The 12,979-nt window shown below is 56.0% G+C and carries 10 protein-coding genes; 6 read left to right on the forward strand and 4 right to left on the reverse strand.

Annotated elements, in window-relative coordinates; all coding sequences use genetic code 11:
* The first annotated feature begins 31 nt into the window (after positions 1–31).
* The 4 genes from ACZ5AL_RS02345 (at position 32) to era (ending at position 4,678) form a co-directional block, all read left to right on the forward strand.
* Positions 32–415 (forward strand): BlaI/MecI/CopY family transcriptional regulator, encoded by a 384-nt coding sequence (locus ACZ5AL_RS02345; RefSeq protein ID WP_464511914.1) that lies wholly within the window; start codon positions 32–34, stop codon positions 413–415.
* On the forward strand, positions 412–2,541 hold the full coding sequence (locus ACZ5AL_RS02350; RefSeq protein WP_464511915.1) for a M56 family metallopeptidase: 2,130 nt from the start codon (positions 412–414) through the stop codon (positions 2,539–2,541). The genes ACZ5AL_RS02345 and ACZ5AL_RS02350 overlap by 4 nt, the downstream gene beginning before the upstream one ends.
* A 487-nt stretch (positions 2,542–3,028) precedes the next feature.
* Positions 3,029–3,760, forward strand: coding sequence for a pyridoxine 5'-phosphate synthase (locus ACZ5AL_RS02355; protein ID WP_464511916.1), 732 nt, complete (start codon positions 3,029–3,031; stop codon positions 3,758–3,760).
* A gap of 24 nt (positions 3,761–3,784) precedes the next feature.
* Entirely contained in the window at positions 3,785–4,678 is an 894-nt protein-coding gene (gene era, locus ACZ5AL_RS02360; protein ID WP_464511918.1) for a GTPase Era, read from the forward strand.
* A 1,250-nt stretch (positions 4,679–5,928) separates the two neighbouring features.
* Here era and ACZ5AL_RS02365 read toward each other — a convergent pair.
* Both ACZ5AL_RS02365 and tig read right to left on the reverse strand, forming a co-directional pair.
* Complete coding sequence (locus tag ACZ5AL_RS02365) at positions 5,929–6,654, reverse strand: ATP-dependent Clp protease proteolytic subunit (RefSeq protein ID WP_464511919.1); 726 nt, start codon at positions 6,652–6,654, stop codon at positions 5,929–5,931.
* A gap of 174 nt (positions 6,655–6,828) precedes the next feature.
* Positions 6,829–8,226, reverse strand: a complete 1,398-nt coding sequence (gene tig, locus ACZ5AL_RS02370; RefSeq protein WP_464511921.1) for a trigger factor — start codon at positions 8,224–8,226, stop codon at positions 6,829–6,831.
* A gap of 900 nt (positions 8,227–9,126) precedes the next feature.
* Here tig and ACZ5AL_RS02375 point away from each other — a divergent pair.
* Together ACZ5AL_RS02375 and ACZ5AL_RS02380 are read left to right on the forward strand one after the other, a co-directional pair.
* Entirely contained in the window at positions 9,127–10,290 is a 1,164-nt protein-coding gene (locus ACZ5AL_RS02375) for a hypothetical protein (RefSeq protein WP_464511922.1), read from the forward strand.
* Between the two features lie 22 nt (positions 10,291–10,312).
* Positions 10,313–11,182, forward strand: a complete 870-nt coding sequence (locus ACZ5AL_RS02380) for an HIT domain-containing protein (protein ID WP_464511923.1) — start codon at positions 10,313–10,315, stop codon at positions 11,180–11,182.
* A 95-nt stretch (positions 11,183–11,277) separates the two neighbouring features.
* Here ACZ5AL_RS02380 and ACZ5AL_RS02385 read toward each other — a convergent pair whose 3' ends face one another.
* Together ACZ5AL_RS02385 and ACZ5AL_RS02390 are read right to left on the reverse strand one after the other, a co-directional pair.
* Positions 11,278–11,823 carry a hypothetical protein gene (locus ACZ5AL_RS02385; protein WP_464511925.1) on the reverse strand — a complete coding sequence of 182 codons (546 nt, stop codon included), beginning with the start codon at positions 11,821–11,823 and terminating at the stop codon, positions 11,278–11,280.
* A gap of 8 nt (positions 11,824–11,831) precedes the next feature.
* Positions 11,832–12,950 (reverse strand): AAA family ATPase, encoded by a 1,119-nt coding sequence (locus tag ACZ5AL_RS02390; protein ID WP_464511926.1) that lies wholly within the window; start codon positions 12,948–12,950, stop codon positions 11,832–11,834.
* Between the last annotated feature and the right edge of the window lie 29 nt (positions 12,951–12,979).

The following is a 12,979-nucleotide window of genomic DNA, read 5'->3' on the forward strand; positions in this document are numbered from 1 at the left end:
GATTCGTAGTACCAAGATGTCACGCATGCCTATGGCTTCCTCTTTGCCCATTCCAACCGATGCCGAGCTAGCGCTCCTGCAGGTGCTGTGGACCCACGGCCCATCAACGGTGCGCGAGGTGCAGCAGCATTTCGATCGCGGCTACACCACCGTGCTCAAGCAACTGCAGATCATGCATGACAAGGGACTTGTCCATCGTGATGAGTCGAGTCGGGCGCATGTGTACCGGGCTGCGGTAGAGGCCGACGCCACGCAGCGACGTCTCATTGACGACCTTGCCGAGCGGGCCTTCGGAGGGTCGGCCCAGTCGCTTGTGCTGCAGGCGCTCGACGCCTCACACATCGATGCGGACGAACTGGAGGCCATTCGTGCAATGATCCAAGATGCTCTGGATGACACCCCAAACGACTCATGACGCTACTACCTACGCACTTCGTTTCTGACGCCCTTGTAAACATGCTGGGGTGGATGCTGCTGCATGCGATGTGGCAGGGCGCTGCGCTGGCCCTCACCGCTGCCGTTGTTCTTTGGCTGCTTCGTAACCAAGCCGCCACCGTGCGTCATGGTGTGGCCGTGGCTGCACTTGCCGCATGCCTCATCGCTCCCATTGGCACGACATGGTGGATGCATACTCCCGAGAGCGAAGCGTCTACCACAACGGCAGAGCCAGCTACGACTCCTGCGCCTCCCCCTGCTATGGTGGAGTCTATGTTGGAATTGAATGCGACCGAGATGGACATGGAATCCGCCTCCGAGTCACAGGCTGGTACGCTTTCAAGCACTGTGGCGTCCTATCAGACGCGGCTGGCCCCGTACCTCCCTTATGCCGTGGCAATATGGGCGCTGGGTGCAACAGGGTTTGCGTTGCGCCTGGCGGGTGGATGGTGGTGGACGCGTCGTCTTCGTGCGCAAAGCGAACCAACCCCTGCGCACTGGCAAGAGCAGGTACGTCGTTATGCCAACGAGATGGGTCTTGCAACGTCGGTCCCGTTGCGCTGGACAGCCGGTGTGTCGAGTCCGATGGTTGTCGGATGGTGGCAGCCGGTTCTTCTGGTCCCACTTGGCTTCCTTAGCGGAATGCCTCCCCACCACGTAGAAATGGTGCTGCGACACGAACTGGCGCACATCCGCCGTAACGATATGCTGGTTAACGCTTTGCAACGCCTTGCTGAAACGCTGCTGTTCTTCCATCCGGGCGTGTGGTGGCTCTCCGCGCAAATCACCCGCGAGCGGGAATGGTGCTGTGACGACCTTGCCATCGCAGATGATGCAGATCGCATTACGTATGCCACGGCGCTGAGCCAGTTAGCGGCATCCAAGCAATCGTGGGGACTAGCGGCAGCCGACGGATCGCTTCTGGCACGGGTGCAACGCATCTTGCAGGGCGATGCCCCCGTACCGGTGCGCCCTCGCTGGGGATTGGGCCTCACAGCGGTTCTGCTTCTGGGAACTCTGGGGCTGGCCGCTTGCGCATCGAACGGTCTTCTGGCGGATGAGGCGGAATCCAACACCGAAGAGACAGCCGAAGCCCCCACACCGCTGATGCCCTCCTCTCCGCTATCCTCATTAGAGCCAACGGTCCCACCTGCTCCCCCGGAGCCGCTCCCTGTGGATTCTCTTCCTGCAGATTCCGCTGAAACGGCCCCGTTCGAGTTCAACCCTTCCAGCGGACGCTCCCAACGATGGGCGGAAGCCGACACGACCAACTGGGATTCAGTCCGACAGGCCCATCGCGAATGGCGCGAGGCGTGGGCGGAAGCTGACACGACTGACTGGGACTCGATCCGACAGGCAGCTCGTGAGTGGCGCGAGGCATGGGACAGTGACACGACTGACTGGGACTCGATCCGACAGGCAGCTCGTGAGTGGCGCGAGGCATGGGACAGTGACACGACCGACCTGGGGCGACTCCGACAGGGAGCTCAGGAATGGCAAAGGGCATGGGACAGCGATACTACTGAACTGGGCCAACTCCGTCAGGAACTTCAGGAGTGGCAAAGGGCATGGGACAGCGACACGACCGAAGTGGGGCAACTCCGCCAGGAACTTCAGGAGTGGCAAAAAGCATGGGGCAGCGACACGACCGAAGTGGGTCAACTCCGTCAGGAACTGCAGGAGTTGCAAAGGGCATGGTACAGCGACACGACCGAAGTGGGTCAACTCCGTCAGGAACTTCAGGAGTGGCAAAAAGCATGGGACAGCGACACGACCGAAGTGGGTCAACTCCGTCAGGAACTTCAGGAGTGGCAAAAAGCATGGGACAGCGACACGACCGAAGTGGGGCAACTCCGTCAGGAACTGCAGGAGTTGCAAAGGGCATGGTACAGTGACACGACCGAAGTGGGGCAACTCCGCCAGGAACTGCAGGAGTTGCAAAGGGCATGGTACAGTGACACGACCGAAGTGGGTCAACTCCGACAGCAACACCAACAATTACGTGAGCAGATGCGCCAGCAAATTAAGGAGTCGCAAGAATCATGGGACGCTGACACAACCGATTGGGACTCGGCCAGACAGCAAGACCGACAATTACGTGAGTAAATCCGCCAGCAACTTCAGATTCGTTCACAAAGCCGCCAGCAGCGCCGCCTTCGGACGCCCTATGGAGAATGTGAACAGGTTGAAGGGTCGGAACGCCAGGTTCATTTTGGAGGCAGCTGGGTACGATCCGACATTCACGCCCTCAAGTTTGGCGCCCCCTCGGATGTAGAACGCATCGTGTGGTATGCCTACGACCCGGAAACGGAGACGCGTGGCGAAATGCTGCACACCACGCATTCCCTTGAAGGCTCCTGCCAACCTATTCCAAAAGAACTGGAGTCCGATTACCTCGTGGGCCGCGTCTACTCCACCAGTGCCCCGATGGTGTGGATAATACCGATACCATTCCAGAAATTTTGTATGTGGGCTTTGAATAGCGAAACCAATCGCTTCCCTTTCCCAGCATCCTGACAAACAAAGCTCGGCAGCCGGTGTACAGGAGTCCACCGCGTATCCCCGTTTGTTTGTCAGGATTCAGCACCCTTGTATGACTGCCCCCCATCTGCTTATAAACATTGACCACGTGGCTACCCTGCGCAATGCCCGTCGCGAGGCCGAGCCCGACCCGGTGCACGCCGCCGCGTTGTGCATGCAGGCTGGCGCGCATGGCATTGTCTTTCACCTCCGCGAAGACCGCCGCCACATCACCGAGCGTGACGTACGGTTGCTAAACGAAACCGTCCACGCCAAGCTCGACTTTGAGTTGTCTACCGATCCGGATGTCGTCGATATTTGCTGCGCTACCCAGCCGACATTAGCCACGCTGGTGCCAGAGCGGCGCGAAGAGGTGACCACCGAAGGCGGGCTCAACGTTCAAGCCAATACTGATCGCCTGGATACCGTTATACCCCGGCTGTATGGTGCCGGCGTGGAGCAGGTAGCCTTGTTTGTAGATCCAGAGCCTGATCAGATCGAAGCCGCTGCCGTAACAGGGGCGAACGCGGTTGAATTGCACACGGGCGATTACGCCAACGCCACCACCGAGGACGCACGCAACGAAGAACTTCGCCGTCTTGCGAAAGCTGCGCAGGCCGCTCACGGAGCAGGTCTCCGGGTGCACGCCGGACACGGGCTCGACTACACCAACATCCAGGCCTTTGTGCGCACCGTGCCGCATGTGGCGGAGGTCTCCATCGGGTTTGCGGTGGTAGGCCGCGCCGTGCTAAGTGGCATTGAGCAGGCGGTCCGCGACATGCACCGCCTCATACAGACGGCTTAATCTCTTTTACTGCGACCCTTTACTATGTTTGATGATATCCCCGACGGGCACCGAAGCGGCTATGTCTCCCTCATTGGAAAACCGAATGTAGGCAAAAGCACGCTGATGAACGCGCTGCTTGGTCAAAAGCTTTCGATTGTAACCCGCAAGCCGCAAACGACGCGGCATCGCATTGTGGGCATTCACTCTGGTCCGGAGCACCAAGTTATTTTTCAGGATACGCCCGGCATCATTACTCCGGAGTATGGGCTGCACGAAGCGATGATGGGCCAGGTGAAAACGGCCATACGGGATGCCGACCTGCTGCTCTTTTTGGCCGATGCAACGTATGACACGCCCGACACACTCAGCCTTGAGCATATTCACGACAAGCCAGCGGTGCTCGTGCTCACCAAAATGGACTTGATCCCGCAGGATCAGGCGCTGCCGCTGGTTGAGAAGTACGTGGATCTGCATGCCTTTGAAGAGGTGGTGCCTACCTCAGCGCTCAACGGGTTTAACCTGGATGTGCTGTTGGATACGGTGCGCAACCACCTTCCAGAGGGGCCGCCGTTTTATCCGAAGGACATGGTTAGCGAACACCCGGAGCGGTTCTTTGTGGCCGAGATCATCCGCGAGAAGATCCTGGAGTACTTCCACCAGGAGGTGCCCTACTCAGCCCAGGTCAACATCGTGCAGTACAAGGAGCGCGCTGATAGCAAAGACTTTATCGATGCAGAGATTGTCGTTACGCGCGAGAGCCACAAGGGCATTCTGATTGGCAAGGGCGGGCAAGCATTAAAGCGGCTTGGCAAGGCGGCTCGTCGCGGTATCGAAGAGTTTGTTGGCGGATCGGTGTACCTGCAACTCCACGTAAAAGTGCGCAAGGACTGGCGCGACCGTGATTCGTTCTTGCGTGAGTATGGCTACCGAGACTGAAATCTGTTTGGATCTTGAAAGCTTGCTAATGTTAGGTAGTGGAGAGACGCGACATGCCACAGATCGCCGGAGACGCAAGCGGTCCCCGTCTACGGGCTTGACTCACCTCGTGCCGTTCCATAGCCCGGGATTAGGAGCGAAGCGGATATTCCGGGGGCTCTAGCCCTACATACAAAAACCCGCCTCACCAATAAATGACGAGACGGTATGTTCTCTCGTGGCGATGCTCTGCGTCGCCACGCTTGCCGGGACGCTCCAGCGTCCCCAGGTCGCTCTCCCGTTCTTTTCCGCTCCCGACAGTGGGCGCAATCCCTCCCCCCCAAATCCCCCTCCTCTGAGGCTAGTCCTTGCACATAACTTTTTCTTCACTATGTTGTTTATTTAACGTTGGTTGCCTCCACCGCCTGTTCAATGAAAGACTGTTGGATCCTACAAAAAGAACCCATCTGGGCGTCTTCTCGGGGGAATAGTCGGGGGAATGGATCCTGAATCAAGTTCAGGATGACATGTCGGGGGGACGGTGCTGGAAGACGAAAGCTCCCTTTCAACCCAAATGCCCCCCCCCGAACGTCATCCAGATCCTGAATCGAGTTCAGGACAGGCAAGCGAGCCTGCGAGCGCGATCCAGGATTCAGAAAAGGCATCGGTCGCACGAGGTCCCGCGGGCGCCGTCCCTCGTTCTGGCCAATCCGTTGATGATCCCGTCAACAACAAGTCCAGTCAACACCAAGTCCAGATTGCAACCCGTGATCAACGATTATCACCATCTCGAGTTGTGTGCATAGACTAGCCTCTGAGGGGGACGTGATGAACGCCTTCCACGGTTCCTTCCTCCCCGCGGTCGGGGCGCTTCGCCGCGCTCGCAATGACAAGATTGTGAGTTATTCTCGGTACGTTAGGTGGCCATGTGTTACCCGAAGATTGACCTGTGACAGAACACTATCTGGTGGCGGTAAGATGTTAAGTGGTTGAGATGTGGTTTACATTATCGCAACCTGTTCGGAACCCCCTCTCCCTACGGGTTTCTCCCCCTTAGCCAAGGGGGAGATGTCTACAGGATCACGCCTGCGGCGAAGCTCGAAGACAGAGGGGGTTTGAACAAGACAAAACTACGGTCGCCCACCGCCCTATCATTTAATGTTTATCCACTACCCACTAGCCCTACATACAAAAACCCGCCTCACCAATAAATGACGAGGCGGGATGATGGGCCAAAGGGGCCAGGTGTAAGTCCCTTGAGGTTGCGCGTGTTACGCCTCCTCATCGGGCTTTTCTTCGTCGCTGGTTTGGTCTTTGATCTCGCTAAGGTTGTCTTTATTCAGCACGTTATCGACAACCCCATATTTAGCCGCCTCTTGTGCGCTCATCCAGTAGTTGCGATCCGAGTCATCCTCAACGCGGTCGTAATCTTGTCCGGTGTGCTTAGCCAGAATCTCGAACAGGCGTTGTTTGAGCCAGAGAATTTCGCGTGCTTGGATCTCGATATCAGAAGCCTGGCCTTCTGCACCACCAAGCGGCTGGTGGATCATCACGCGGGAGTTAGGCAGGCAGGCGCGTCGTCCGTCTTCGCCTGCAGCCAGCAGTACCGATCCCATTGACGCCGCCAGGCCTACACAAATGGTGGCGACCGGCGCATCCACATACTGCATGGTGTCATACACACCGAGTCCGCTGTAGATGACACCCCCTGGCGAGTTGATGTACAGGTTAATGTCGCGCTCGGAGTCATCACTGGCCAGGTAAAGCAGTTGGGCCACCGTAAGGTTGGCCACCTGGTCGTTAATCGGCGTACCAATAAAGACGATGCGTTCTTTCAGCAAGCGGCTAAAGATGTCGTAGGCGCGCTCACCACGCGTAGTTTGCTCCACAACCATGGGCACGAGCCCGGACATAGGCTGATCGCCCATGCCGCCGCTGTAAATGCTTGAGGGGAGGGAGGTTAGGCTTTTGCTGAACTTTATAAAGTCGTCAACCATGAGGGCAATGCAGTTGCGGGAAGCGAATGATGGGGGACAAGCAAACCTTGTCGTGTTTTGTATGGTTCCTCTGTCCCCCGCACCGAGTGTGCTTAACACACCGACCACGGGGGATTTAGAGGACTTCGTTACGTTCGACGTTTGCAACGCGGGCTATGGCAAGCCATCACGTTGCTACGGAGCCGTAATGATGGAGGGCTCGTCTTCATCGTCGTTGTGATCATGGTCGTGGTCAGGCGCATGATCGTGGTCGTGGTCGTGCTGGGCCTCCATCTCTTCGCGGAACTCGTCCAGGGTCAACTCGCGCGTATCAAAGCGGGCAATCAGTTCATCGTACACCTTGCGGCTTAAGATTTGCTGTTCTACCTGGTCCATCATGCGAGGCATGGACTGGTAGAATTGCTGGATCTGTTGGGCGCTGATTTCGTCTTGCCCTTGCATTTGCTCGCCAAAGAACTCCTGGAAGTCCTCATCCGACACTTCGATGTTGGCGTCTTCGACCACCGCGTCGCGAATGAGCATCCAGCGGGCTTGGCGTTCGGCATCGCCCCGGTATTGATCGCGAAAGTGCGTATGGTCAAAGTCGTCGGGTAGCTCACCGTCGTACTCTTCTTCGGCGAGCTCTTCCTCAAACGAATCGAGGAACGACTCAACCACAGAGGGCGGCACCGGTACGGTGTGCAATTCGATCATGCGGTCTACGATTTCGCCCTGCACCATCTCGCGGGCCTGGCGCTCGTACGAGTCGGCAATGCGTTTGAACATTTCAGCACGAAGCTCCATCGGGTCTTCCATCTGACCATCCGTGATGCGGCGCACCAATTCCTCGTCGAAGGGCGGCAGGTCGCGGCGCTTCACGTCGTTTACGGTAATGTCAAACACACGCGCTTCCCCCTGCTCATCAGACGGCGGCGGGGGCAATTCGGCTCGTACGGTGTCGCCCGCTTCCGCGCCAATGATGGCCTCACGCATGGCGCTGTGCAGCCGCTCATCGTCAAGAAAGAACGTGACGTCTTCATCTCCCTCGCCAATAATCGGTGTTTCCGAGGCCAGATCGATGCGCTGCAGATCCACACTAACGTAGTCGGATTCGCCAGCAGGTTCACTGACCGGAACGAGATCGGCCTCTTGCTGACGCATGTTTTCGATCTCTTTGTCTACATCGTCGTCGGTCACCTCATGAATGAGCATGGGGATCTCTTCCTCGGACATGTCGGCCAGTTCGATTTCAGGGCGTACGCCAAAGCGGAGCACCGTGCGTAGGTCCTGGTCGATTTGGTAATCGACTTCAGAGAGTTGCGGACGTCCCATCATTTCGATGTCGTCCCGCTCGTTGAGAAGCTCCTCAAACGCGGTCTGCGTGACTTGCTCCGCTACGCGCATGCTCAAGCGGGGGCCGTGCATCTGTTTGACCATTTTGGCTGGGACCTTGCCCTTTCGGAAGCCCTTGATATTCATGTGAGATCGCTGCTCGCGCACGGCTTCGCGAACGCGGTCTTTGAGTTCGTCAGCAGAGGCGGTAACCTCTAGCTCGTATTCGACGGGCGATATCTCGGTGAGTGTCGTTTCCATAGATGATGGAGCATAACGTGATCAAGACAAGGCCACAACCATGCGCGGCGGGCGCAGGGCGAATGGCATGACGGCAAGAGATATAAATGCATTGCGTGCTCAAAAGATCACGTCTCTACGACGTATTGGGCGGATGGCACACCAAACACCCGTGAAAAGTGAACGGTGCGCATGGGCTCGACGATTGGTCTGCACCCTGAGTATGGATCTGAGTATGGATCTGGATGGAATGAATGGAGGCGCTCGTAGAACCCTGACGGGCAACAGTTCAATGTAACGCTTTTGCTTGGCGATGCACCTATCGTTTCCACCTCTCGTGTATACAGCAAATAATCACCACAGGCTTGTTGCATTGCTTTTTGGCCCGGCAAAGCGTTACAACTGATTGCTTGCCTGCTCGTTGCTTAGTGTGTTTCGTATGACAGTCGCCAACCGTTTTTGGTGGGGGAGCCCTTGTTGTTATGGGACACACGAAACTCAAATCCGTCTTTGTGTATCACGTCCTGAAGACAAGCTCATTTGTACACCATAAATACGCAAAAGTGATACACAAACCGTAAATTAGCTCCATGAACGCGTTATGTCCAAGGCTTCCCGCGTACCGGATACTGCGCGAATTAAAGGGAGACGTAATTACCTGTATGCGGACACATAGCGGGCGGAAACCCGCGCTGTACGTATTTGAACCGCTTAAGACATTGTTGGGACATACAGGTGAACACTTCATTTGAGCCCGCACGCACGGCCTTGTTATGCTGCAATCGCAAACCGCCCGTGGATCTGGAAAAGGCGCTTGTGGAGGCGGTAGCGGTGGTGGGGTGGGATAACGTGTTCTTGACATACCGTCGTGGCTGACTGTATATTAGAGCTACCGTCTTCTCAATTTACGCAAGGCTCCTCATGAACATCTCCTCGGCGGGATCGGTCATTAGCACCATTCTGCGGCACGATGCTAAGCAGACGAGTTACAAGATCGCGCTGCTTCGTAGCATCAATGACGTGGTGCTCAATTATCCGACGCTTAACGCACGCGGCACCGATATCGCAATTCCATTGCTCACGCTGGCCGAGCACTGGATAGCTTATTACTGGCCATTTGTGGATACGGAGGCGCCGATCTGGCAGGGCATACGTTCGGATCATAACGGGGAGTTACGTAACGACATAGCATTTCGTCCGCAGCTTTCCGCACTCTATCGCGCCTGGTCTGATCTTCACGGCTCATCGCGTCCCGCAGACGGATTTTTACTCTTCGACGAGATGCGCGTGGAGCGCAAGCGCGAATCTCTTCCCGCCTCTTTGAATGACCGCTACCGTACTGCCCGGAAAAAGGTGTCCAGATCCATTCGGTATCCAATTAAATACGCGGGACCAGGTCAGTGGACAGTTTTTCAAAAGCCTAAACCGCTGTACCAACTGGATGCGTCAGTTCGTGCGCTTCCCAGCACGCCGGGCAACTACTCCTGTCTCGTGGTCCCTGCCGATCTGTGGGATACGTTTCGCGAGCTTTCGTTGTGGGTCGAAGCGCTCTGCATCCACGAATGGTGTTTGTTTACGGAGACAGTCGAACAGCCCAGTTCAGAGGTAGACCGCGGCACGGTCTACAGGCTCCTCACAGCTCGTCCCGACAGCCGTACAGCGCTTACGTGGGAGCGCAACCACATCGATGTGCTCATGATGGAAGGCCACGTGTTCACCTGTCCGTGGTCAGAAAAGCAACTTCGCTCCGGCAGCGATTACGCCGTTGATCACCTCATTCCGCTGGCGGTCTATCCGATCAACGAGTTGTGGAATCTGGTACCCACGGATCCCAACTTCAACAGCCACAAAAAGCGCGATCGTCTTCCTACCGAAGAGCGCCTCCAAACGGCACGCCCGCACCTCGTTAATGCATACCAGCACTACGTACAACAGGCGGATCTGGAGACCGCACTCCGCAGCGACGTAGCGCATCGGTTTACAGAGGTAGACCTTCAGGGGACCTCATTCCCCGAATCGGTCACGCACGCTACCATGCAGTTCATCAGACAGGTGGCAAACGCCCGCAACTGGTCCCGTTTCTAACGCCATAGATCACCATTCTGCTATGTCCAATCAGCCCAATCCCAACGCACACCTCACCGCAAAAGAGCGCGATCGCCCTTCGTATCCCACACGTCGCCTGCTCTCCATGAACCGGATTGAGGGGCGCGTGCTCGATTTTGGATGCGGACACGGTGCCGACGTCACCTTTTTGCGTAAGAAGGGATACGACGTGACGGGCTACGATCCACACTACGCACCGGAGAAGCCAGAAGGACGCTTCGACACGATTCTGTGTCACTACGTGCTGAATGTGCTGATGCGGCGCGCTCAGGCCCGTGTGCTCATGGAGGTGGCTGAGTTACTGGATCCGTCTGGCAGCGCATACTTCACCGTACGGCGCGATGTAAAACGGCCCGGATTCCGCATGCATTACGTGCATCGCAAACCCACGTATCAGTGCAACGTGGTGCTTCCCTACGAAAGCGCACTACGCACGGAGTTCTGCGAAATATATCGCTATCGGCATTACAACCAGCGGGATACGACGGGAGACTGCCCGTTTTGCCATCCCGATGCGGAGCGCGAACTGATCACCGAATCCGCTCAGGCCTACGCCATCCGCGACAAATATCCCGTATCCGACGGACACGTCCTGATTCTGCCGAAACGCCACGTAGAATCATACTTCGATCTGCATCCCGCCGAACAAACCGCCTGCTGGATGCTTGCGCAGCGCGTACAGGAGCTGCTGACTGAGCGCTACGGGCCAGACGGCTTCAACGTGGGAATCAACACCGGTGCAGCAGCCGGGCAGACCGTGTCCCACGCCCACATCCACATCATCCCCCGCTACGAAGGCGATGTCGCGAATCCCACCGGCGGCGTGCGGGGCGTGATTCCGGAAAAGGCGGATTATACTGGATTTACATGAGTGTGTGCAGACGCCACTCGTGCAGGAGGGACCGTGCGGCCCCGTGGACTGTTGGGCGGTAGAGATTTTGCCAGATTGGGCGGTCCAGGGCTTCGCTACTTTGGAAGTCGCTCTTGTAATTCCTGGCAGCCCTGTTGTAGTGACGGGAGGTTCAGTTCGGCGCATGCGGAGCCAATGTGACGAACAAGTGCATCAACGGCGGGCTGGCAATCACGCTCACGATCCAGCTTCGGATATGCGTCCCTTTCGTTTACGTCGCGTCCTTGCAACGCATAGATCCATGTTTCAATGTTGCGCTTGGGGATGAGAAGGCTAATGAGCTCTGCAGACTTGCGCCGTGCAAGATCGCAAGAACTAAGTTGTTGCTGAAGCTCTCGCTGTCGTTCCTGAACCGAATACGCATCAGCATCCATCATCACGATCAAGCCGATATCCATGTGGGAGCTTTTTCTGCGATACACAGCTACTTCGTCAGCGTACGACTCACGCACCCACTGCTCAGCTGACCCTTTCCCGCTTGGAGCTTGCTCGATGCGAAAGCGGCGGGTTGAAAAGCCCAACTCCTTCAGAAGCCGATACAAAAAGGTGCGATGTTGAATGTCCTCACATACAATGATAATTCGTGCGTTACGATGTCCCATCTGCGTATTCATTCATTGATCCATCCGCGGGCAACGAAATCAGAAACCGTGATGCGGCCCAACTCATCGACATCGATAGGTTGAGTTCGCACAGGTCCTGCGCTAGATCGAGAGAAGAGAAGCCCCTTCTCTAAAGCCAATAGATCGATAAGTTCGGGGTGATGGGAGATTAAAATTGCTTGGGCATCGGATTCCTGACATGCCATTTCTAATTCTAAGAGCCAGGGCTGAATTTCAGGCAGAGCAAGATAGTTTTCAGGCTCATCAATGCATAGAATGGTTCCTTTGTGCAAGGTGAAGCGCATGATCGCATAGAGCACGATCAATGCACGCTGCCCGTCAGAAAGCTCGTCGAAACGATATGATGTGAGTTCATCATGCGACGCGTCTGTATTATGATCAATTTGCATTTCCATGATCCGTCGCTCTCCTCCATCGGAGAGCATACGAAGCGTTTGAAACCCATCAATCACTTCGCGGAGATCGTCAAAGAACTCTAACTGCTGGTTGGGACGCTCTTGAGAGACATGCCGGTACCACGACGCAAAGTTCGTAAATCCAACATCAGGTTGTGTAGCTTCCTTTTTGCTCTCGGCCGTCATCGAAAACGGCGCGATTCGCAAGATGTGGGTATTTGCAAGCCGGCGCTTAAAATGCGTCAGCCGCTTGTTGTCATTCCGTGGCATGATTGTAGCCAGTGCAGATCGGCTCCAATCAAACGGATACGTAGGGCCTTTTGAGAAGTCGTCTCGGTACAACTGGACTTCCCCCAACTCGAATGAGAAAAGAGGACGACCATCCAGATGAAGACATTCTTTCTGGATGCGTTGTTGTACATTCTCAAGGTCGTGCTCTACCTCCAGTCGGTAGGTGTACACTCTCCCATCGTCCTCAACAACCAGCTCGATGGTTTGCGTATTACGGTGTTGCCAGCGGGTCAATGTTCGCGATGAAAATACGTCTCCAATCTTTTTTTCGTCAATGACCAGTTTCTTGATGGCAGAAAGCACTTCGAAAAATGCTGTCTTTCCAGCACCATTGTCCCCAATCAGAAGATTGAGGGAGTTGAGATTGATCTCCGTGTTATCAAAGCATTTGTAATTGTCGATGTAGATGCTTTGCACCATAAATACCCCCTGTTGTGATTGGGTGTCAG

The organism is Natronotalea proteinilytica (genome assembly GCF_055379935.1).